We start from the raw sequence: 22,285 nt of genomic DNA, 5'->3' as shown, positions 1-22,285 counted from the left end.
TTACTCCGCCGCGACCATGTTCACGGGATCGCGGACGCCGATATCGTCAACATCGGCCTTATGCGAATACTGGTCGATACGCGCTTCGATCTCGTGACGGAAATGCGCGATCAGGCCCTGGATCGGCCATGCCGCGGCATCGCCGAGCGCGCAGATGGTGTGGCCTTCGACCTGCTTCGTCACCTCGAGCAGCATGTCGATCTCGCGCTTGTGGGCGCGGCCTTCGGCCATGCGGGTGAGCACGCGCCACATCCAGCCTGTGCCCTCGCGGCACGGCGTGCACTGGCCGCAGCTCTCATGCTTGTAGAAATAGGAGATGCGGGCGATGGCGCGGATCAGGTCAGTCGACTTGTCCATCACGATCACGGCCGCGGTGCCGAGGCCCGAGCGGAGCTTGCTCAGACTGTCGAAATCCATGGGCGTGTCGATGATCTGCTCGGCCGGTACCATGCGCACCGACGAGCCGCCGGGGATCACGGCCTTGAGGTTGTCCCAGCCGCCGCGGATGCCGCCGCAATGCTTGTCGATCAGCTCACGGAACGGAATGCCCATGGCCTCTTCGACGTTGCAGGGCCGCTCGACATGGCCGGAGATGCAGAAGAGCTTCGTGCCGACATTGTTCGGACGACCGATGCCGGCAAACCACGCCGCGCCGCGGCGCAGGATGTCGGGCGCGACCGCGATGGACTCGACGTTGTTGACGGTGGTCGGGCAGCCGAACAGGCCGACATTGGCCGGGAACGGCGGCTTCAAGCGGGGCTGACCCTTCTTGCCTTCGAGGCTTTCGAGCAGCGCGGTTTCCTCGCCGCAGATATAGGCGCCGGCGCCGTGGGCGACGTAGATGTCGAACGGCCAGCCATTGACGTTATCCTTGCCGACCAGCTTGGCTTCATAGGCCTGGTCGATCGCGGCCTGCAGGTGCTCACGCTCGCGGATGAACTCGCCGCGGACATAGATGTAGCAGGCATGCGCGTTCATCGCGCAGCTCGCGATCAGGCAGCCCTCGATCAGGAGATGCGGATCGTGCCGCATGATCTCGCGATCCTTGCAGGTGCCGGGCTCGGATTCGTCGGCATTGACGACGAGATAGCTCGGCCGGCCGTCGGTCGATTCCTTCGGCATGAACGACCATTTCAGACCGGTCGGGAAGCCGGCGCCGCCGCGGCCGCGCAGGCCCGACGCCTTCATCTCGTTGATGATCCAGTCGCGGCCCTTGTCGATGATGTTCTTGGTGCCATCCCAGGCGCCGCGGCGCCGCGCACCCTCGAGCCCCCAATCATGGAGGCCGTAGAGGTTCTTGAAGATGCGGTCCTTGTCCTCGAGCATATCAGTGCTTTCCGATCAACGAATGGTCTGCTTGTAAGCAAGTCCGGCGGCGCAGACGGCGAAGGTCAGCGCCCAGAGCAGACTGGATTCCAGCGACGCGTTCAGGCTGAAACGCTGCAGCAGGAAAATGAAAGCGGCCGCCACGGCGGCGTGCAACGCGATGAAGCCCCACTTTTTCATGGCACCGCTCCCCTGCACGGAAGGCTGCGAGAGATCACCCATCAGGTGCTCTCCTTCAGCGTGGTCGGCCCGGTGATCGGCGCCGAGAACTGGCGGCCGTTCTGCGGACCGGGTTTGGGCGGATTGCCCGAAGCGAAACCGTCGAGCACCTTGCCGAAGCTTTCCTTGGTCAGGTCCTCATAAGTGTCCTTGCCGATCAGCACCATCGGCGCGTTCACGCAGGCACCGAGGCACTCGACCTCCTCCCAGCTGAAATTGCCGTCCTTGGAGAGATGGAAGGGCTCGTGATGGATGCGGTGTTCGCAGACGTGGATAAGATCCTCGGCGCCGCGCAGGCGGCACGGCGTGGTGCCGCAGACCTGGACGTGGGCCTTCTTTCCGACGGGGGCGAGCTGGAACATCGTGTAGAAGGTCGCGACTTCGAGCACGCGGATGTAGGGCATGTCGAGCATGTCGGCGATGACGCGGATCGCGGCTTCCGAGACCCAGCCGTCGTGCTGCTCCTGGGCACGCCAGAGGATGGCGATGACGGCGGAGGCCTGACGTCCCGCCGGATATTTCGCGATCTGCTGCTTGGCGAACGCGAGGTTCTCATCCGTGAACGCAAAGCTCGCGGGCTGTACTTCCTTCGGTGCTAGTCGGCGAACGGACATCTCTTCAATCTCTCACTGCATGCGGCGCGCTGTTTTCGCATTCAGGGCTTCGATCCTGTCCTGCCAAAATGCGCTTGCGGTGCCGAAAACGTTGTAGCCGACGTGGGTCGAGACCTTGATGCGGTCGAGGATCGACAGCTCGGTCACGGTCTCCATGCGGTTGCTGCGCGGATCGAACACGATCAGCTTCAGCGGGGTCTGCTCGAGGATGAAGCGCGACACCGCATGAGAGCGGTCGCTGCCGTGCTCCTCGCACATGATGACGCTGTCGGCCTGGAGAAGACGCGCGCCGCCCTTGATCGCCTCGATCTCGACGCCCTCGACATCGAGCTTGATCAGGTACTTGCCGGCGCTTGCGACCTTGCCGTCCTCGATCAGATTGTCGAGAGCGATGACCGGCACCTCCTCACCGCCCGCGGAGGGATCGCCGGCGATGCTGAAGGCCTCGTGCTTGGTGCCTGACAGGCGCGCGGTGCCGCGGGTGGCGCCGATCGCGCATTTCATGGTCTCGAAGCGATTGCCGTTGACGCGCGCGTTGTTGGCGAGCTTCGGATAGTTCTGCCCCGATGGCTCGATCGCGATCGCCTTGTGCGAGCCGAACGGCTTGCTCGACACCAGCACCGACCAATAGCCGTAATTGGCACCGCAATCGAGCAGCGTGTAGTCGACGTCGACGGAGTCGGCGAACAAGAGCTCGAGCTCGTCTTCATAGTTGTACGAGCGGTTGAGCAGCTTGCTCCAATAGCCGTCGCCGTAAGGGAATTCGAACACGGCGTCGGGATTGAGCCTGATCGCGATGTTGCGCTCGGGCAGCGTCTTCCGCAGCAAATTCGCGCAGGCGATGTAGCCCATATGCGAGAAGTGCGAGGAGATCTTCGATCCCGTCACCAGCGCCAAGGCAGCCGTCCGCTCCCACAGGTTGGCCCCTTCAAGGGCCCCCGAGGCGCGGTCAAACTGGATTGGCGCCTGCTGCCCCATCACCGATCGACCTCTCCGAACACGATGTCGAGCGAGCCGAGGATCGCCGAGACGTCGGCGAGCAGATGGCCGCGGCAGATGTGATCCATCGCCTGCAGATGCGCAAAGCCCGGCGCGCGGATCTTGCACTTGTACGGTTTGTTGGTGCCGTCGGAGATCAGATAGACGCCGAACTCGCCCTTGGGTGCCTCGACCGCGGCATAGACTTCGCCGGCCGGCACGTGGACGCCCTCGGTGTAGAGCTTGAAGTGGTGGATCAAGGCTTCCATCGAGCGCTTCATCTCGCCACGGCGCGGCGGCGCGACCTTGTTGTCGGCGACGACAACGGGGCCCTTCCCGTCGGGCGCGTTCAGCTTCTGGATGCACTGCTTCATGATGCGGATGGACTGCCGCATCTCTTCCATGCGGATCAGGTAGCGGTCGTAGCAGTCGCCGTTCTTGCCGATCGGAATGTCGAAATCCATCTCGGCATAGCATTCATAGGGCTGCGACTTGCGCAGGTCCCAGGCCGCGCCCGAGCCGCGCACCATCACGCCCGAGAAGCCCCACTCCCAGGCTTCCTTCAGGGGCACCACACCGATATCGACGTTGCGCTGCTTGAAGATGCGGTTGGCGGTGAGCAGGCGGTCGAGGTCGTCCACGACCTTCAGGAACGGATCGCACCAGGCCTCGATGTCGTCGACCAGCTTCTGCGGCAGGTCCTGATGCACGCCGCCGACGCGGAAGTAAGCCGCATGCATACGGCTGCCCGAGGCGCGCTCGTAGAACACCATCAGCTTCTCGCGCTCTTCGAAGCCCCACAGCGGCGGGGTCAGCGCGCCGACGTCCATCGCCTGCGTGGTGACGTTGAGCAGATGCGACAGGATGCGACCGATCTCGCAATAGAGCACGCGGATGAGCTGGCCGCGGCGCGGCACCTCGATGCCGAGCAGCTTTTCAGCCGCCATGCAGAAGGCGTGCTCCTGGTTCATCGGCGCGACGTAGTCGAGGCGGTCGAAGTAAGGGATCGCCTGGAGGTAGGTCTTCTGCTCGATCAGCTTCTCGGTGCCGCGGTGAAGCAGGCCGATATGCGGATCGACGCGCGCGACGACTTCGCCGTCCAGCTCCAGCACCAGACGCAGCACGCCGTGCGCGGCCGGATGCTGCGGCCCGAAGTTGATGGTGAAGTTGCGGAGATTTTCAGGTTGCTCGTTCATGATCAGACCTTCGGTCCCGCTTTTTCATCTCCCGGAAGGACCGGATAGTCCGCCCCTTCCCATGGCGAGAGAAAATCGAACTTGCGGAATTCCTGGTTGAGCCGGACGGGTTCGTACACCACCCGCTTCTCCTGGTCGTCGTAGCGGACCTCGACGAAACCCGTGGTCGGGAAGTCCTTGCGCAGCGGATGGCCCTCGAACGCGTAATCGGTGAGGATGCGGCGCATGTCGGGATGGCCGACGAAGAACACGCCGTAGAGGTCGTAGGCCTCGCGCTCGAACCAGTCGGCGCCGGGGAACAATTCGATCAGCGACGGCACCTGGGTGGTCTCGTCGGCCTGCGCCTTGAGCCGGATCCGCGCGTTCAGGGTCGGTGACAGGAAGTGATAGATCACGTCGAAGCGCTTCTCGCGCGACGGATAGTCAGCAGCCGTGATGTCGGTGAAGTTGATGAAGCGGCAGTTCGGATCGTCGCGGAGGTACTTGACCACCTCGACGATCTTGCTGGCCTCGACATCAACCGTGAGCTGGTTGAAGGCCACCGAATGACCGATGGCGGCGCCCGGAAGCGCGCTAACGATCGTCTGCCCCAGTGCGTCGAGCTTGGCGTCGTCCATGACGTAAAACCTTAGCGTTCGATGGTGCCGGTGCGCCGGATCTTCTTCTGCAGCAGCAGCACGCCGTAAAGCAGCGCTTCCGCCGTGGGCGGGCAGCCCGGCACGTAGATGTCGATCGGCACGATGCGGTCGCAGCCGCGCACGACCGAGTAGGAATAGTGATAATAGCCGCCGCCGTTGGCGCAGGAGCCCATCGAGATGACGTAGCGCGGCTCGGGCATCTGGTCGTAGACCTTGCGCAGCGCCGGGGCCATCTTGTTGGTCAGGGTGCCAGCGACGATCATCACGTCGGACTGGCGCGGCGAGGCACGCGGCGCGAAGCCGAAGCGCTCGACGTCGTAGCGCGGCATCGACACCTGCATCATCTCGACCGCGCAGCAGGCGAGACCGAAGGTCATCCACATCAAGGAGCCGGTACGGGCCCAGGTGATGAGGTCGTCGGTCGCGGCCACGAAGAAGCCCTTGTCGGACAGCTCGGAATTGACCTCGAGGAAGAACGGATCATTGGCCCCGACCGGCCGGCCGGTCGACGGATCCAGGATGCCTTTGGGGGCCGGCGCGATAGCCGGACCTGTGGACGACACGGGGTTCAATCCCATTCGAGTGCTCCCTTCTTCCATTCATAGGCGAACCCGACCGTCAGCACGGCGAGGAACACCACCATGGACCAGAAGCCGGTCGCGCCAAGCTTGCCGAACGCCACCGCCCAGGGAAACAGGAACGCCACCTCGAGATCGAAGATGATGAAGAGAATGGCGACCAGATAGAAGCGGACGTCGAACTTCATGCGCGCGTCGTCGAAGGCGTTGAAACCGCACTCATACGCCGACAGCTTTTCCGGGTCCGGCTGCTGGAACGCCACGACGAAGGGCGCGATCAGCAGCACAAGGCCAATGAGGCCCGCTACCCCTATAAAGACGACGAGTGGAAGATAGTTCTGCAGAATGCCGCTCATGGCGAGCCCTTTTTCCCGCAGCCTCGGGACAGCCACGGATTCGTCCGATTTGGAATTATTCTGAGCCTTAGCGCAGTGCACCAATGGGCGCAAGACACGCTCTTTTTAGGCCCTTTGCCGCCCCCAGAACGGTGAAAATCCCGGAATCACCCCGCGCTGGTATGGAGCAGATCGCCAAGGCCAGCAAGGGCGGCCACCGTTTTGCAGGGCAGCCGTTCTGAGATTGCGGCCGCACGGGCCAAGACAGCTTTTTGCCATGCATTGCCCGAGAAAAGCACCTGGTTTTTTGGTGCGGCAGCGCACCCAAACCGAGCTGCGGCTGCCGTCAGGCCCCCGACTGACTGTCACCCCGGCGACATAATGCCGAGCGCCCCGGAGCAGCGCGGCCGGAAGGCCGGCGATGGTCGAGGCGGTGAGGCAGGACAGGTGCAGCAAAGACACCTATCCACAGGCGCAAGCGATCAGACGAGCCATGCATCGCGGCGGGACCGGGGCTGCCTGCTGCGAAGACAACTCGGGCTTGCGTTATATTGCAGCCCGACCGGTCGCGAGCGCGGCGGCGGCGACGTGCAGGGCCGTCGCGCGCGCCGCGCCCGGATGAGCTTCGGGCTGGGGGGCATAGCGCGGGGTGCTCATCTATCTCGTGTTGGAGGATCGGCGGCACCAGATGTCGCCGCCCTCACCCGCCCTCACCATTTGTAGGAGACGCTGGCGGTGACGCGCCGGCGGTCGCCGTAGAAGCAGGACGTCGGGAACGAACAGCTCGCGACATAGATCTTGTCGGTCAGGTTGATGACGTTGAGCGCCGTACGCCAGTTCTGCCATTCGTAATGAAGCGCGAGATCGCCAAGCACCACTGCGGGAACCTCGAGGGTGTTGGCCGGGTCAGCCCACGATGAGCCGACGTAGCGCACGCCGCCGCCAAGACCGAAGCCTTCGAGCGGCCCATCCTTGAAGGTGTAGTCGGCCCAGCCCGAGACCAGCAGCTGAGGCGTGTTGGTCGGCGTCTTGCCGACCAGCGACGGATCGAGGTCCCGGCTGTTGAAGAGATGATAGGCCGTGAACGCGCCGATCAGCTTGAGTTCCTTGGTGGCATTGGCCACCGCTTCGAGCTCGATGCCGCGCGAGGTCACCTCGCCGGTCTGGTTCAGCAAGATCGGCGTGCCCGCTGTCGTCGCGACATTCTGGCGCTTCAGGTCGAAAACAGAGGCCGTGAAATAGCCGTCGAACCCCTTCGGTGCGACCTTCACGCCGATCTCGGTTTGCTGCCCGGTCTCCGGCAGGAAGAGCTGGTTAGTGGCGTTGAGACCGATGACCGGATTGTAGCTCGTGGCATAGGAGACATAGGGCGCGATGCCGTTGTCGAAATTGTAGATCAGCCCGGCCCTTCCGCTGAACTTGCTGTCCTCGCGGCTGGCGACGGTGGCGCCGGTGTCGCGCGCTTCCTGCGTCGTCTCGACCCAATCGTTGCGGCCGCTCAGCACCAGCGTGAAGTTGCCGAGCTTCATCTGATCCTGGAGGTAAGTACCCGCCTGCTTCTGCGTGATCTGGAAGTTGCGGAACGGAGCGCCCGTCAGCGGAATGCTGAGACCATAGACGGGATTGAACACATTGACCGAAGGGACGGTGCCGAAATTGAAATTCTGGTAGTCGTCGATCTGGTAGCCCTTGAGATCGACGCCGAACAGCATCGTGTGCCTGACGGGACCGGTGTTGAAGCGATATTCCAGCTGATTGTCGAGATTGGCTTGGTTCGCCGTGTTCTTCGCATACCAATTATAGCGGCCCATCGTCGCCGTATTGATGTTGTCCCAGCCGTTCCCGATGAAACCGCGATAGGTCAGGTCGATATGCGCAAATCGCGCATTCTGCCGGAACGTGAGATCCTCGGTGAGATTGCGCTCGAACTGGTAGCCGAGCATCTCCTGCTCGCGCGTGAACTTGTCGACATTGGGATCGCCGACGAAGAAGCTGGTCGGGATCTTGCCGAACGGCGCATTCGTCACCGTGCCCTGGTAGGGCAGGAAGTTGATGCCCCTCGTGTCAGTCTTCGAGGCCGATGCGAGAACCGTGAAGGACGTGTCGGCATCCGGCTTCCACGTGAACGACGGCGCGATGAAGTAATTGTTATCAGGCGTGAAGTCGACCTGCGTACCGCCGTTCCTGACCTCGCCAACGACGCGATAGAATAGCTTGCCGTCCTTCGGCTGCGTCGCGATCGGCCCGCCCATATCGAAGCCGATATAGGCGTTGCCGAAATTGTTGACGCCGGTCTCGATGTAGCGGATTGGCTCGGCCGGCGGCATCTTGCTGATGACGTTGACGATGCCGCTCGGGCTCGATCCGCCATAGAGCACGGCAGACGGACCGCGCAGCACCTCGACGCGCTCCATGTTGGACGGCGGCAGCCGCCAGCTTGCATAGGAAGTGTAGAACAGCTGCATGCCGTCGAGGAACAGTCCGATGTCGTCGGACTTGAAGCCGCGGATCAGCCACCAGTCGTTGCGCGTGTCCGCGCCAAACGTTCCCGCCCGCACGCCGGCGGTGTAGCGCAGGACCTCATCGAGCTTGTTCGGCTTCTGGTCGCGGATCTGCTCGGCGCCGATGACGGAGACCGACTGCGGCGTCTCGATGATCGGCGTGTTGGTCTTGGTGCCGGACGAGCTGCGACCGGCGACGTAGCCGTTCACTGGCCCGCGCGGCGTCTCGACGAAGCCGACGTTGCGCTGCAGCTGCGGCCTGTTCCTGTTGGCGGTCTGCTCCGACGACCGCGGCGCACGGCGCTGAGGGGTCGTGGCCGCGCGGCGGCGCGCTTCCGGCGCGGTGACGGTCACCGGCGGCAGGGTCGCTGCGCCACCCTGCGCGGACGATTGTGCAAGCGATGCCTGCGGCATCAAAACCCAAGCGGACGCGGTCGCCAGCACGGCCGACCGCAGCATTCCAAGACTGTTCAACGCGCCACCCCAAAGCTGCATGTTCGATGCGTCATGCCGCCTGTCCCCGGACGGCATGCGCTTGGAGGCGACGCTTATGGGAGCGCGCGAGAATTCCCTAATTGAAAGCTTCTTAGAAAGGCTCTTAGAAGCGATCCAACATGTCCAGAGATTGCTGGAAGATCAGCGCGCGTTCTTCTCGCTCTCGAGCATCTCGGCGGCAATCGCCGTGAGCTGGTCGACCTGCCCCAGCAGCGTGTGGAACTCGGCTTCGCTCAGCTGTTCCAGCAGGCGGCGATTGCGCTCCTGCGCGCCTTCGACGATCGCATCATGCGCGGCGAGACCCGCCGGGGTCAGCGAGATCAGCACTTCGCGGCTATCTTTCGGATTAGCCGATTTCGCGATCAGCTTGCGCGAGAGCAGATTGGCCAGCGCGCGGCTGATCTGTCCCTTGTCCTGGCCGACGGCTTCGGCAAGCCGTGCCACGCTCATCGGCGGCCGGCGGCCGAGCGAGGCGACGAGACCGAACTCGACCGAGGACAATCCGGTGAGGCGCTTGTAGCGCAGGATCGCACCGCGCTTGAGCAGATTGGCAAGCACCATCAGTCGCGACGACAGCATCACGGTGATCGGGGCCGACGGTTCGTTCTCGTCTGCGGGCGACGTCGCCCCGCCTCTGCTCTCGATCTGGCTCATGATCCACCTCTGCCAAGAAAGCCCGAGCCTGCCAAGTCCGAGCCTGCAAGTCTGGGCCTGCAAGTCCGTGCCTGCCAAGCCCGGCCGGCCGCCTCATCAAATGCGACTTAGAGGCATTTCGGAAGATCGTTGACAATGTCATCGAATTATCTTTCACTGGACCCAAGGTGCCGAAAAGGCCCGGCCATCACGGCCAAAGCGGGAGGACCAGCATGACCATCACCCAGCGGGATCGTGACCTCGGCACGGCCTATGCGATGAAGCCGGCGCACACCCGCACCGAGCTCACCTCGGTCGCGCGCGGCACGCCGATGGGCGAGCTGCTGCGCCGCTACTGGCACCCGGTCGGGCTCGTCGGTGACGCCACCGACACACCGAAGAAAGTGCGCGCACTGGGTGAGGATCTGGTGCTGTTCCGCGACAAGCATGGCCGCGCCGGTCTGTTGCACGCCCGCTGCTGCCACCGCGGCACCACGCTCTACTATGGCAAGGTCGAGGAGGACGGCATCCGTTGCTGCTATCACGGCTGGAAGTTCGACACCGAGGGCCATTGCCTGGAGCAGCCCTGCGAGCCCGATGGCGGTCAGTTCAAGGACAAGGTGCGCCAGCCCTGGTATCCGGTCGAGGAACGCTACGGGCTGATCTTCGCCTATATGGGCCCGGCCGAGAAACGCCCGGTGCTGCCGGCTTACGAATGCCTGGAGAAGATGGACGACAGCGAGATGGTCGAGGCCGATGATTCCTCGATCGGCGGCGGCGGTCCCGCCGTCATCCCCTGCAACTGGCTCCAGCATTTCGAGAACGTGGTCGATCCCTATCACGTGCCGGTGCTGCACGGCTCGTTCTCGGGCCCGCAATTCACCAACATGATGGCGTCGATCCCGGAGGTGAAGTTCGAGAAATCGCCGCGCGGCGTCCTCGTGCGCTCCGAGCGCCAGCAGGACGACGGCAAGGTGTTCTATCGCGTCAGCGAGGCTGCGCTGCCGACCTTACGCGTCGTGCCGAACCCGCGCGTCGCGCAGTTCGCGCGCGTCGAGTCGATCGGCTGGGTGCTTCCGATCGACGACGGCTCCTTCCGGATCTATGTCGCCGGCCGCGTCAAGGCTCCCGGCGATATCAGCCGCATGCGCTCGAAGTTCAATGGCAAGTTCTGGTGGGACATGACCGAGCAAGAGCACCAGCAATTCCCGGGGGACTATGAGGCCCAGGTCGGCCAGGGCGAGGTAACGGTTCATTCCGAGGAGCATTTCGGCCAGAGCGACCGCGGCATCCTGTTGATCCGGCGCATGCTGAGCGACCAGCTCGATGCGCTCGCCGCAGGCCGCGATCCGATCGGCGTTTCGTTCGATGCCGGCGCGCCACCGGTCGAATTCGAAGCGGGGAATTACATCCGCGAAGGGTGACCTTCCAGCCCCTACTTCAGGGCTGGACCATTAACGACAATAAACACCAAATTGGGGGAAGCGATGGTCGATGTGACGTCACAGATGTCGGTGCAAACGGCTGCCGCGGCAAAGCCCCCGGCGCGGCGCTATTACGTGCTGGGGCTGCTCACGATCATCTACGCGCTGAACTTCCTCGACCGCACGATCTTCAACGTCCTGATCGAGCCGATCAAGAAGGAGTTTGCCCTCAGCGACACCATGATGGGCCTGCTCGCCGGCTTCGGCTTTGCGCTGTTCTATTCCCTGCTCGGCATTCCCATCGCGCGCGTTGCCGACCGGCTCAACCGACGCAACATCGTGGCTGTCGCGTTTGCATTCTGGAGCGCGATGACGGCGCTGTGCGGCGCGGCCACCAGCGTGACCTCGCTGGCGCTGGCGCGCATCGGCGTCGGCATCGGCGAGTCCGCGGGCTCACCGGCCTCGCAATCGATCGTCGCCGATCTCTTCGCCAAGAACGAGCGCCCGCGCGCGCTCGGCATCTACGCCATCGGCACCTATCTCGGCGTCTTCCTCGGCTATTTCATCGGCGGCTACGTCAATCAGCACTATGGCTGGCGGATGGCGTTCTATGTCGCCGGCCTGCCCGGCATCCTGCTCGCGTTGGTGTTGTGGCTGACGATCTCCGAGCCGAAGCGCGGCGCGATGCAGGAGAGTTTCGTGCCCGAGCCGCTCGGGCCGACGCTGCGCTTTCTCGCCTCGCAGCGCAGCTTCATCATCGTCCTGATCGGCTTCTGCCTCACCACCTACACGAACTACGCGACCGCGGCCTGGATCCCGCCGTTCCTGGCGCGCGTGCATCATCTGTCGAGCGCCGAGATCGGCACCTATGCCGGCACCTTCAAGGGCCTCGCCGGCATGGCCGGCACCCTGCTCGGCGGCTTCGTCGTGGCGCAAGTCAGCCGCCGCGACGACCGCTGGAAGCTGTGGGCGCCCGCGATCACCTCGGGCCTCGCTGGCCCCGTGTTCGCGCTGTGCATGCTGACTCAGGATTTTGCGATGATGGTCGCCATGCTGGCGCTGACGTCGTTCCTGGTCGGCTTCCATCTCGGCCCGATCTTCGCGATCGCGCAGACGGTGGCCAAGCCCAGCATGCGCGCGCTCGCCTCCGCGCTGATTGCGCTCACCGCCACCTGCTTCGGCCAGGGCGTCGGCCCGCTCGCAGTCGGCATGGTCAATGACGCGCTGAAGGGCAGTTATGGCGCAGAGGCCGTGCGCTATTCCCTGCTCTCGGCGGCGGTCACGACCACGCTCGGCGCACTCCTGTTCATCTGGGCCGCCCGCGCGATCCGGAACGACATCGGCCGTGCCGCCGCCTGAGGCCGGCCCGCTTGGGCCCGCCCGGCGAAACCAGCCGGGCGGCGAGATGAAACCATTTTGCGGAACCCGCGAAACCATCCGGAAACAGATGGTCCTTAAGACATGAGCCTACAGACGGCGGCAAAGCCCGTCGGGAGGCTCAGATGAACCACTCAATTCACTCTGCTGATCGTGCGACCCACCTGAAGATCGTGGTGGTGGCGCTGGTGGCCGGCATCACAGTGGCGGCCTTCGGGATCGCAGCCCGCACCAATGCCGATTACAGCCAGACCGCCCAGTCCACCCACGTCATCAAGGCCGGCAAGCCGGTGGTGGTGACGAGCGCGGGGACGTCCGAGATTCGCTGATACGTCCTCTTCCGGGCTGACCGATGGCCGCCTCCGGGCGGCCTTTTTCGTTTTCCAGAGCAATGCTTAGCCGAGATGCATCGTGCCAGCGCAACGTCCTTGACTTCACTCAGCCCCGCCTTTAATTCCCCCCTCGTTCCGCGCGCATCGAGCGAACCACGCGGGAGTAGCTCAGTTGGTTAGAGCGCCGGCCTGTCACGCCGGAGGTCGCGGGTTCGAGCCCCGTCTCTCGCGCCATTTTGGCAACCCCTTCATAGTCTTAGCTTGAACTCCTCGACTTCGGCCGCATCTGCGCCGGCGATTGCCTGCCGCTGGCGGGAACTCTCGGCATAGTCAGCCCGCGCCCGAATCGTCTACGTCTCAAAGGACTTAGAGGGATCCTTACGCATTCTCGGCTTTTCCAGGGATACCCTGTCATTGGACAACCGAGGAGGCCAGTCATGGCTAAAAAGGATACGGCCAAGAAGGATTCGGCGAAGAAGGCAGCTGCTCCCGCTACCATCACGCTCAAGCACCTCGCTGCCGATATCGCTGAGAGCCAGGACCTGTCGAAAAAGCACGCCGAGGCGGTCCTGACCGACATGGTCGATTTGATCGCCAAGCACCTTAGGAAGGGCGACCGGGTCCGCATCGTCGGGCTCGGCATCCTCCAGGTCCGCAAGCGCGCCGCCCGAACCGGCCGCAATCCCGCCACCGGCGAGCCGATCCACATCAAGGCCAGCAAGAAGGTCACTTTCCGCCCGGTCAAGGAACTGAAAGAGGCGATCTGAGGCTACTCTTCGTTAAGCCTGATCCCACCTCCTTCCTGCCGCAACGCGGCCCGCTTTTCTGGTATACCGGCTGCTCCCCCTGACCCCGGCGGTTTGACCAGAAATGTCCTCCCTCACCTTTTCGCATACCGTGACCGAGCGCTTCCTGCGCTACGTCACCATCGACACCCAGTCCGATCCGGAATCCCCTCACTCGCCCTCGACCGAGAAGCAGAAGGATCTCGGCCGCGTGCTCGCCGCCGAGCTCAAGGCCACCGGGGTCGCGGACGCGCATCTCGACGATTACGGCTACGTCTACGGAACGATCCCGGCAAACACCGACAAGAAAGTGCCGGTGATCTGCTTCTGCTCGCACATGGACACTTCGCCCGACGTCACCGGCAAGGACGTCAAGCCGCAAGTTCTGAAGAACTATCGCGGCGGCGACATCACGCTGCCGGGCGACACCAGCCAAGTGATCCGCTTCAATGAGCATCCCGCGCTGAAGAACCAGATCGGCAACGACATCATCACCACCGACGGCACGACGCTGCTGGGCGCCGACAACAAGGCGGGCGTTGCCGAGATCATGGATGCCGCGCACTTCTTCATCAACAATCCCGATGTGAAGCACGGCACCATCAAGATCCTGTTCACGCCGGACGAAGAGATCGGCCGCGGCGTCGACAATGTCGACATCAAGAAGCTGGGTGCCGATTTCGGCTACACCATGGACGGCGAAAGCGCCGGCTGCGTCGAGGACGAGACCTTCTCGGCCGACGGCGCCACCATCACCATCAACGGCGTCAGCGCCCATCCCGGCTACGCCAAGGGCAAGATGGAGCACGCCATCAAGATCGCGGCCGCCATCGTCGAGCGGCTGCCGAAGGAAGGCTGTTCGCCGGAGACGACCTCGGGCAAGCAGGGCTTTCTGCATCCGATCGGCATCGAGGGTGCGCTGGAGCAGGCGAGGCTCTCGTTCATCGTCCGCGACTTCACCGAGGAAGGGCTGAAGGAGAAGGAGGTCTTGCTCGAGACCATCGTCAAGGACGTGATGAAGGACTATCCGCGCTCGACCTACACGTTCGAGGTGCGGGAGCAGTACCGCAACATGAAGCAGGTGATCGACCGTCACCCGCACGTGCTCGAATACGCCATCGAAGCGATCCGCCGCGCCGGCCTGCGCCCAATGCGCACAGCGATCCGCGGCGGCACCGACGGCTCGCGCCTGTCTTTCATGGGCCTGCCCTGCCCCAACATCTTCGCCGGCGAGCACGCGTTTCATTCGCGGCTCGAATGGGTCAGCCGGCAGGACATGGAAAAAGCCGTGCAGACCATCGTGCATCTCGCGATGATCTGGGAGGAGAAGGCCTGAGGCTTCCGTCCGTTATGGCCGGGCTTACGCCCGGCCATTTGTTTCAGAGCTTACGGCACCGGCATTGCGCGCGGATTGCGATGGAAGCGATTTGAGCTCGCCATCCAGTTCGGCAATGGTTCGCCATCGCGATGCCGTCCACCGGCCACAGCCGCCGCCCACGCCACCGCGGCACCGATCAGGGTCGCGGCCGCGACCGAGAACGCCACGATGATCGAATTGCGTCGCGCGCGGTTGATGGCGGTCTTGGAGTCCGCGATCAGCGCATCGACCCGCCGTTCGGCGTCGGGGGCCTGTAGCCCCGTCAGACCAGCAACCTGCTGCACCAAATAGGCGCGGTCGTCGGTGCTGATTCCGCTGTGGCTGGACGACGTCATCAGAATCCGTCCCGCCTCAGCGCGCGCCTCCCTCAGATCGATGTTCGGGGCACGACGCGGCGCGCGGAACAGCTTGTCGAGCTCATAGCTGAGCAGCGGCTCGGCCGCGGACGTATTGCTTGCCGAGCTGCGCATCGGCGAACGGTCGATCGCGGCAGCGCCGAGCAGCGCGAGCAGAGCCGCGCCAGCCAGCACGGCCAGGGCCCAGGAGGTCAGCCCGTGCAGGCCGTCCCGTCGTTCGCCATCGTCTTCGATCGTCGCCAGCGCGGGCGCCGGTCGCGTCGTCCGGCCGGCGATGTAGCCGCCGAACCCGAAGCTGATGATCGCCTGGATGATCAGGTACAGCCCGGACAGCAGCGCCAGCGCCGCCGAGGCATCGCGCCATGTCGGCGAGGCTGAACTGACTCCTAGGCCGACCGCGACGCCAAAGCCGATCAGGATGAATGACATTGCACCGGCGGCGAGAGCGCCTGCGAACACCGAGCTCCACTGGATGGTCCGGCGGTTGTCGGACGCCGCCCCGCCGCCCTCCATCATGTCTTCCCGTACGAGCGTTTCCATTGCCGTTCTCTCAGCGCAGGCCGAAGAACGACAGGATCGCCATGATCACGACGATCAGGCCGATCAGATAAATCAGTCCGTCCATAGTCCCATCCTCCTCAACATTCCTGATCGCTAATCGGGAGGAATGAGGAACGTTCCTAATTCGGCATCGAGCTGCGGAACGAACCGGCCCGATGCGCATTGTCTACTCAAGTCCCAAGGATGAAGATTGTGAGCACGAAGGCCTCAGCCGGTCAGCCCCGGGCTGGGGCCTTCCTTTTGCGCTTCCTGTCCTATGTTAACGACGCCGGCTCTCCGATCATAAAGGATGCCACCGGGGCGGAACCTCCGGATCGGGGAGAGCCGCGTGGACCGCAGAACGGCGTGCCTTCATTCAGGCAGATGCATTTCGGGAAAAGGCGATCGCCGATCCCGAGCAGCACGACAGATGGATTGATGAAGCCATCAAATGGCTGGAGCGGGCAATGGAAGCCGGCCGTTGCGCAATCGTCTCGGCCGAAGCCGGCGACACTGGCGATGTTCCAGAGGTGGCATGCGAAGCGGCGGCCGACGCTCAACTTGGCCTGATCACCCGTCAATGAGACGCGCCGGCGTTTCGGCCAGCACTGCGGCAATTCTTCAAGGGACGTAGCAATGTTGCGGGTCGACACTGTTCCCGCCCCCATGCTAGGCCGGGCATAGACCGCAACCAGAGTGACGTCGTGCCCGCGAACCGCCAGCCCTCAGGAACTTTCCGCCAGCGCAACTGGCGCGGGCTGCTGTCTGTGCTGATCGCGGTCGTCTACCTGCTCGCGAGCGCGCTGCATGGCTCGCACGACATCGACGTCACCACGCCCGGCGGCGGCTCGGAGATCGCCGCGGTCCTTGATGGCCCCACGGGCCATAGTGACCACAAGGCCATCGGCGGACATCATTGCCATGGCTGCTTCTCGCTGACGGTGACACAGCCGGCGCCTGCGGCCACATCGGTCGCGCCTGCAGCCGCATCGAGCCCGCAGCATGCGCCCCGGCTCGCCGGAATTACCCCCGATACCGATTCCCCGCCTCCCAAACATATTGCCTGAACGGATTGGTCGGGCGTCCGCGCCCATTAGGTTCATCCTTCACAAGTCGGTTTTATGTTTCGCAGGAGAATGGCCGCGCGCCTGGCGTGCGCGGTGGCGTGTCTGATTGCTGGATCGGCGATTGCGCCGTCGCACGCCCAGACTTTGACGATGCGGAGCGCGCTGTCGCGCGCGCTGGCCGCGAGCCCGCGGCTGACGGCGGCGGAGCGCGACGTCGGCATCGCCACGGGCCAGCGTATCCAGGCCGGCGCCCTGCTCAATCCGGAACTGTCGTACGAGCAGGACGATTCATTCGGCTCCGGCAAATACCGCGGGACGCGATCGGCCGAGACCACGCTCCAGATCAGCCAGGCCTTCGAGCTGTTCGGCAAGCGCGACGCCCGGATAGCCGCCGGCGCGGCCGGGATCGAGGTCGCCGCGATCCAGCGCAAGGCTGTCAGGCTGGAAGTGCTGTCGGAGACCGCGATCGCCTTCCTCAGCGTGCTCGGCGCACAGCGGCGCATCCAGATCCTCGACGAGCAGATTGCCGCGATCGACCGCTTGACGCCGCTCTTGCGCCGCCGCGTCGAAGCCGGCGCCTCCTCGCCGGCCGAGACCGGCCGCGCCGAAGTCGCCTCCGCCCTGGTGAAGGCCGATCGCGAGCGCTTCAAGGCAACGCTGGCCAGCGCCCGGCGCGAGCTTGCGGTGCTGATGGGCGATCCCGCAGCGAAATTCGGCGAGGTCTCCGGCCGGCTCGACACCATGGGCAAGCCGCCGACGTTCCAGTCGGTTGTCGCCGCCATCGACGCCAATCCGCAGCTGGTGCGCTGGACCGCCGTCTTTGCCCAGCGCAATGCCGAGCTGCTGCTGGCCCGGCTCAAGCCCTATCCGGACGTGCGGATCGCGGCCGGCTGGCGCCACTTCAACGAGACCAATGACGATGCGGTGCGGCTCTCCCTCTCGGTGCCGATCCCCGTGTTCGACCAGAACCAGGGCAACATCCTCTCGGCGCAGGAAAGCCTCGCCAAGACCAAGGCCGAGCGCGAGGCCAACCGCAACACCTTGATCGTGATTGCCGGCCGCGCCTATGACTCGTTGCAAGGCTCGCTACGCGAGCTCGCCGTGCTGCGCGAGACCGCCATTCCCAAGGCCGTCGAGGCGTCCGAGGCGATCTCGCAAGGCTACGGCCAGGGCCGCTTCACCCTGCTCGAGGTGCTCGACGCCCAGGCGAGCGTCACCCAGGCGCGCCTGCGCGAGCAGGAGGCGCTTCAGAATTTCCACGCAGGCGTTGCGACCATCGAAGGCCTCGTCGGCAATCCCTTCACGCTGGCGCGGGAGAGCGCACGATGAAGACCTCCTCCACCATTCTCGTCGCCATCGTTGCCGCCGCGCTCGGCGCTTACGGCTACTCCCTGCTCGCGCCGGCCACGCCCGCGCATACCGAGCACACTGAGCATTCCGAAAAGAAGCCGAACGACCATGTCGAGCAGGACGAGCACGGTGCCGACCGCATCCGCATCTCCGACGTCAAGCTGGCGGCCGCGGGCGTCACGCTCGCCGAGGCCGCGAGCGCGACCCTGACCGACACGCTCGCCTTCAACGGCATTCTGCGCGCCAACCAGGAAGCCGTGGTGCAGGTGACGCCGCGCTTTCCGGGCCTCGCCAAATCGATCCAGAAGCGCATCGGCGATAAGGTCGGCAAGGACGATCTGCTCGCCGCGATCGAGAGCAACCAGAGCCTCACCGTCTACGAGCTGAAGGCGCCCATAGCCGGAACCATCATCGAGCGACAGATCTCGCTCGGCGAATACGCCTCCGAACAGAAGCCGGCCTTCGTCGTCGCCGACCTCTCGACCATCTGGGTCGACCTGTCGATCTACCGGCAGGATCTCCGGCGCGTCCACCTCAACGACGAGGTGCTGATCGATCCCGACGATGGCCGCGGCGAGATCAAGGGCACGATCTCCTACATGGCACCGATCGGCTCGAGCGAGACCCAGACCGCATTGGCACGCGTGGTGCTGCAAAATCCGGATGGCCGCTTGCGCCCCGGCCTGTTCGTCACGGCACGGTTGATCCTCGCCGCGCGCAACGTCGCGGTCGCCGTGCGCCGCAGCGCGATCCAGACGCTGGAGAACCGGACCATCGTGTTCGTCCGCGAGGACGGCGACAAGATCGAGGCACGCCCGGTTGAACTTGGCGATTCCGATCCGCGCCATGTCGAGATCAAGGCCGGCCTGTCGGCCGGCGAGCACTACGTTGCCGAGAACAGCTTCGTCGTGAAGGCGGAGATGGGCAAGGGCGAGGCCGAACATGATTGAGCGCCTGATCGCCGTCTCGCTGCATCAGCGCTGGCTGGTCCTCCTGCTCGCGCTCGGCGCCATCGCTTTCGGGGCCTGGAATTTCCAGCGCCTTCCGATCGACGCGGTGCCTGACATCACCAACATCCAGGTCCAGATCAACACCCGCGCGCCCGGCTATTCGCCGCTCGAAACCGAGCAGCGCATCACCTTCCCCGTCGAGACCGCGATGGGCGGACTGCCCAAGCTCGACTATACCCGCTCGCTGTCGCGCTACGGCCTCAGCCAGGTGACGGTCGTCTTCAACGACGGCACCGACATCTTTTTCGCCCGCCAGCTCGTCGGCGAACGCATCCAGCAGGTGAAGGACCAGCTTCCGGCTGGCGTCGAGGTCGCGATGGGTCCGGTCTCGACCGGGCTCGGCGAGATCTTCATGTACACCGTGGAAGCCAAGACGGGTGCGAAGACGCAAGGCGGTCACGACTATTCGTTGACCGATTTGCGCACCGTGCAGGACTGGATCATCAAGCCGCAGCTTCGCAACGTGCCAGGGGTGATCGAGGTCAACACCATCGGCGGCTTCGAGCGGCAATTCCACGTGCTGCCGGACCCGGGCAAACTGATGGCCTACCGGCTCGGCTTTCGCGACGTCATGACGGCGCTCGCCGCCAACAACGCCAATGTCGGCGCCGGCTATATCGAGCGCAACGGCGAGCAATATCTGGTTCGCTCGCCGGGCCAGGTCGGCAATATCAGCGAGATCCAGGACATCGTCATCGGCTCGCGCGGCGGCAATCCTGTCCGGATCAGGGACGTCGCAACCGTCACGGAGGGCCGCGATCTGCGCACGGGCGCGGCGACGCGCGATGGCGAGGAGACCGTGCTCGGTACCGCCATGCTGCTGATCGGCGAGAACAGCCGCACGGTGGCCCGCCGCGTCGCAGCCCGGCTCGAGGACATTGCCAAATCGCTGCCCGACGGCGTCGTGACGCGAACCGTCTACGACCGCACCGATCTGGTCGAAGCCACCATCCGTACGGTCAGGAACAACCTCCTCGAAGGGGCCGCCCTGGTGGTGGCCGTGCTGTTCCTGATCCTCGGCAACATCCGCGCCGCCCTCGTGGTGGCCTGCGTCATTCCGTTGTCCATGGCGATGACGATCACCGGCATGGTCGAGACGAAAGTCAGCGCGAACCTGATGAGCCTCGGCGCGATCGACTTCGGCATCATCGTCGACGGTGCCGTGATCATCGTCGAGAATTGCCTGCGCATGCTGGCCGCGGCCCAGCGCGAGAAAGGCGGCCTGCTCACGACCTCTGAGCGGCTGCACGCGATCCTGCGCGGGTCGAGCGAGGTGATCAAGCCGAGCCTGTTCGGAACGCTGATCATCGCCGTGGTCTATCTGCCCGTGCTGACGCTGACGGGCGTCGAGGGCAAGATGTTCACGCCGATGGCGCTGACCGTGCTGATGGCGCTGGGCGCAGCCGTGCTGTTCTCCATCACCTTCGTGCCGGCGGCCGTCGCCATCTTCGTCACCGGCAAGGTGTCCGAGCACGAAAACCTGTTCATGCGCATGGCCAAGCGCGCCTACCTCCCCCTGCTCCGCTTTGCCATCGACAACCGGCTCGCGGTCGCCGTCATGGCCGCATTCATCGTGGTCGCAAGCGGCATCGCCGCTTCGCGGATGGGCGGCGAGTTCATTCCGAGCCTGGACGAAGGCGACGTCGCGCTGGCCTCGATCCGGATTCCCGGCACCAGTCTCACGCAATCCCTCGACCTGCAGAAGGCACTGGAAAAGCGCATCACGCAGATTCCGGAGGTGAAGGAGTTCTTCACCCGCATCGGCACCGCCGAGATCGCCACCGACCCAATGTCGCCGGCGCAGACCGACGGCTACATCATGCTGAAGCCGCGCGCGGAATGGCCCGACCCGGGCAAATCGAAATCGGAGGTGATCGAAGCGATCGACAAGGCCGCCGACGACATTCCCGGCAGCGCCTATGAGATCTCCCAGCCGATCCAGTTCCGCGTCAACGAGCTGATCTCGGGGGTGCGCAGCGACGTCGGCGTCAAGATCTTCGGCGATGACCTCGACATCCTGCAAGGCGCCGCCAAGCAGGTCGAGGCCGCGATCCGCGGCATCCGCGGCGCCAGCGACGTCAAGATCGAGCAGGTCGCAGGGCTTCCGATCCTCACCGTCCGCCTCGATCGCCAGGCGCTCGCCCGCTACGGCCTTAGCGTCGGTGAGGTGCAGGGCATCGTCGAGATCGCCGTCGGCGGCAAGTCGGCCGGCAAGCTGTTCGAGGGGGACCGTCGCTTCGACATCGTGGTTCGCCTGCCGGAGCATCTACGCGGCAATCTCGAGGCGATCCGGGCGATCCCGATCCCGCTGCCGCCCGGCGAGGACGCAGCGACCGGCACGGCCGTTCGCACCGCGCTGTCGGCCTCCCCGCTCACCCAGATGCGCTATGTGCCGCTGTCGTCGGTCGCAACTGTCGATGCGACGCCCGGCCCGAACCAGATCAGCCGCGAGAACGGCAAGCGGCGGATCGTCGTCACCGCCAATGTCCGCGCGCGCGACCTCGGCTCCTTCGTGGCCGAAGCCGAGACGGCGGTCGCGGAGAAGGTCAAGCTGCCACCCGGCTACTGGATCGGCTGGGGCGGACAGTTCGAGCAGCTGGTCTCCGCGACAAAACGGCTAATGATCGTGGTGCCGGTGGCGCTGCTGCTGGTGTTCCTGCTGCTGTTCATGGGCATGGGATCGGCGGCGGACGCGGCGCTGGTGTTTTCCGGCGTGCCGCTGGCGCTGACCGGCGGCGTCGCCGCGCTCTTGCTGCGCGACATTCCCTTGTCGATCAGCGCCGGCGTCGGCTTCATCGCGCTGTCGGGCGTCGCCGTGCTCAACGGCCTCGTCATCATCGCCTTCATCGAGCGGCTGCGAAGCGAGGGGCGGCCCATCGCGGACGCCGTGCGCGAGGGAGCGCTGACGCGGCTGCGCCCGGTGCTGATGACCGCGCTGGTCGCCTCGCTCGGCTTCGTGCCGATGGCGCTCGCGACCGGTGCCGGCGCCGAGGTGCAGCGTCCCCTGGCGACCGTGGTGATCGGCGGCATCATCTCCTCGACGGTGCTGACATTGCTGGTGCTGCCGGCGCTCTACGTGCTGTTCCGCCGTGACGTCGCAAACGAAACGCCTACAATGGCGCCTGATTTGGCGGCTTCCGGGGAGCGCTAGAA

At 64.7% G+C, this 22,285-nt stretch carries 22 protein-coding genes and 1 tRNA gene; 10 read left to right on the top strand and 13 right to left on the bottom strand.

Translation table 11 applies throughout. From position 1 onward, the window contains the following. The 10 genes from nuoF to GA0061098_RS31030 form a co-directional block, all read right to left on the bottom strand. Positions 1-1,326 (bottom strand): NADH-quinone oxidoreductase subunit NuoF, encoded by a 1,326-nt coding sequence (gene nuoF, locus GA0061098_RS31075; protein WP_018320146.1) that lies wholly within the window; start codon positions 1,324-1,326, stop codon positions 1-3. A 15-nt stretch (positions 1,327-1,341) separates the two neighbouring features. Beyond that, complete coding sequence (locus GA0061098_RS31070; protein WP_091965293.1) at positions 1,342-1,548, bottom strand: hypothetical protein; 207 nt, start codon at positions 1,546-1,548, stop codon at positions 1,342-1,344. Next, positions 1,548-2,159, bottom strand: a complete 612-nt coding sequence (nuoE, locus tag GA0061098_RS31065) for an NADH-quinone oxidoreductase subunit NuoE (protein ID WP_091965292.1) — start codon at positions 2,157-2,159, stop codon at positions 1,548-1,550. The genes GA0061098_RS31070 and nuoE overlap by 1 nt, the downstream gene beginning before the upstream one ends. 12 nt (positions 2,160-2,171) lie before the next feature. Beyond that, positions 2,172-3,137, bottom strand: coding sequence for an FkbM family methyltransferase (locus GA0061098_RS31060; protein ID WP_091965291.1), 966 nt, complete (start codon positions 3,135-3,137; stop codon positions 2,172-2,174). Next, positions 3,137-4,333, bottom strand: coding sequence for an NADH-quinone oxidoreductase subunit D (locus GA0061098_RS31055; protein ID WP_018320142.1), 1,197 nt, complete (start codon positions 4,331-4,333; stop codon positions 3,137-3,139). The genes GA0061098_RS31060 and GA0061098_RS31055 overlap by 1 nt, the downstream gene beginning before the upstream one ends. Before the next feature lie 2 nt (positions 4,334-4,335). Continuing rightward, the gene (locus GA0061098_RS31050; RefSeq protein ID WP_091965290.1) at positions 4,336-4,950 is read right to left on the bottom strand and encodes an NADH-quinone oxidoreductase subunit C; all 615 of its coding nucleotides are present in this window, start codon (positions 4,948-4,950) and stop codon (positions 4,336-4,338) included. An 11-nt stretch (positions 4,951-4,961) separates the two neighbouring features. After that, positions 4,962-5,549, bottom strand: a complete 588-nt coding sequence (locus GA0061098_RS31045; RefSeq protein WP_026202310.1) for a NuoB/complex I 20 kDa subunit family protein — start codon at positions 5,547-5,549, stop codon at positions 4,962-4,964. After that, positions 5,540-5,905 carry an NADH-quinone oxidoreductase subunit A gene (locus tag GA0061098_RS31040; RefSeq protein WP_018320139.1) on the bottom strand — a complete coding sequence of 122 codons (366 nt, stop codon included), beginning with the start codon at positions 5,903-5,905 and terminating at the stop codon, positions 5,540-5,542. Before GA0061098_RS31040 ends, GA0061098_RS31045 begins: the two co-directional genes overlap by 10 nt. A gap of 689 nt (positions 5,906-6,594) precedes the next feature. Next, complete coding sequence (locus GA0061098_RS31035) at positions 6,595-8,844, bottom strand: TonB-dependent siderophore receptor (RefSeq protein WP_165637713.1); 2,250 nt, start codon at positions 8,842-8,844, stop codon at positions 6,595-6,597. Between the two features lie 177 nt (positions 8,845-9,021). Then, positions 9,022-9,534 carry a MarR family winged helix-turn-helix transcriptional regulator gene (locus tag GA0061098_RS31030; protein WP_091965288.1) on the bottom strand — a complete coding sequence of 171 codons (513 nt, stop codon included), beginning with the start codon at positions 9,532-9,534 and terminating at the stop codon, positions 9,022-9,024. A gap of 212 nt (positions 9,535-9,746) precedes the next feature. Between GA0061098_RS31030 and GA0061098_RS31025 the strand changes: the two genes are divergently transcribed. From GA0061098_RS31025 to pepT, 6 genes are all read left to right on the top strand, one after another. After that, positions 9,747-10,937: an aromatic ring-hydroxylating dioxygenase subunit alpha gene (locus GA0061098_RS31025; RefSeq protein ID WP_091965287.1), complete on the top strand. Its 1,191-nt coding sequence runs from the start codon at positions 9,747-9,749 to the stop codon at positions 10,935-10,937. Between the two features lie 63 nt (positions 10,938-11,000). After that, a complete protein-coding gene (locus tag GA0061098_RS31020; protein ID WP_091965286.1) occupies positions 11,001-12,296 on the top strand; it encodes a spinster family MFS transporter in 1,296 nt (431 codons plus the stop codon). 143 nt (positions 12,297-12,439) lie between these two features. Further along, a complete protein-coding gene (locus GA0061098_RS31015; RefSeq protein ID WP_018320134.1) occupies positions 12,440-12,643 on the top strand; it encodes a hypothetical protein in 204 nt (67 codons plus the stop codon). Between the two features lie 160 nt (positions 12,644-12,803). Next, positions 12,804-12,880 (top strand) — tRNA-Asp (locus GA0061098_RS31010). A 203-nt stretch (positions 12,881-13,083) separates the two neighbouring features. Beyond that, positions 13,084-13,413, top strand: a complete 330-nt coding sequence (locus GA0061098_RS31005; protein ID WP_091965285.1) for an HU family DNA-binding protein — start codon at positions 13,084-13,086, stop codon at positions 13,411-13,413. A 103-nt stretch (positions 13,414-13,516) separates the two neighbouring features. Next, complete coding sequence (gene pepT, locus GA0061098_RS31000; protein WP_091965284.1) at positions 13,517-14,767, top strand: peptidase T; 1,251 nt, start codon at positions 13,517-13,519, stop codon at positions 14,765-14,767. 50 nt (positions 14,768-14,817) lie between these two features. Here pepT and GA0061098_RS30995 read toward each other — a convergent pair whose 3' ends face one another. The 3 genes from GA0061098_RS30995 to GA0061098_RS45250 form a co-directional block, all read right to left on the bottom strand. Next, the gene (locus GA0061098_RS30995; RefSeq protein WP_091965283.1) at positions 14,818-15,705 is read right to left on the bottom strand and encodes a hypothetical protein; all 888 of its coding nucleotides are present in this window, start codon (positions 15,703-15,705) and stop codon (positions 14,818-14,820) included. Between the two features lie 10 nt (positions 15,706-15,715). Further along, positions 15,716-15,889, bottom strand: a complete 174-nt coding sequence (locus GA0061098_RS45255) for a hypothetical protein (RefSeq protein WP_165637701.1) — start codon at positions 15,887-15,889, stop codon at positions 15,716-15,718. A gap of 91 nt (positions 15,890-15,980) precedes the next feature. Beyond that, positions 15,981-16,358, bottom strand: a complete 378-nt coding sequence (locus GA0061098_RS45250; RefSeq protein ID WP_165637710.1) for a hypothetical protein — start codon at positions 16,356-16,358, stop codon at positions 15,981-15,983. Between the two features lie 51 nt (positions 16,359-16,409). Here GA0061098_RS45250 and GA0061098_RS30985 point away from each other — a divergent pair, with 51 nt between their 5' ends. The 4 genes from GA0061098_RS30985 to GA0061098_RS30970 are packed head-to-tail and all read left to right on the top strand — an operon-like array spanning position 16,410 to position 22,283. Next, complete coding sequence (locus tag GA0061098_RS30985) at positions 16,410-16,772, top strand: hypothetical protein (protein WP_091965282.1); 363 nt, start codon at positions 16,410-16,412, stop codon at positions 16,770-16,772. A gap of 54 nt (positions 16,773-16,826) precedes the next feature. Next, positions 16,827-18,101 (top strand): divalent metal ion exporter subunit IhpA, encoded by a 1,275-nt coding sequence (gene ihpA / locus GA0061098_RS30980; protein ID WP_091965281.1) that lies wholly within the window; start codon positions 16,827-16,829, stop codon positions 18,099-18,101. Next, positions 18,098-19,072 carry a divalent metal ion exporter adaptor subunit IhpB gene (ihpB, locus tag GA0061098_RS30975; protein ID WP_091965280.1) on the top strand — a complete coding sequence of 325 codons (975 nt, stop codon included), beginning with the start codon at positions 18,098-18,100 and terminating at the stop codon, positions 19,070-19,072. Before ihpA ends, ihpB begins: the two co-directional genes overlap by 4 nt. After that, positions 19,065-22,283, top strand: a complete 3,219-nt coding sequence (locus GA0061098_RS30970) for an efflux RND transporter permease subunit (RefSeq protein ID WP_091965279.1) — start codon at positions 19,065-19,067, stop codon at positions 22,281-22,283. The genes ihpB and GA0061098_RS30970 overlap by 8 nt, the downstream gene beginning before the upstream one ends. Positions 22,284-22,285 lie beyond the last annotated feature (2 nt).

The sequence above is a fragment of the Bradyrhizobium shewense genome (assembly GCF_900094605.1).
Classification (GTDB): domain Bacteria; phylum Pseudomonadota; class Alphaproteobacteria; order Rhizobiales; family Xanthobacteraceae; genus Bradyrhizobium; species Bradyrhizobium shewense.
This window is presented reverse-complemented; position numbering and strand designations above follow the sequence as displayed.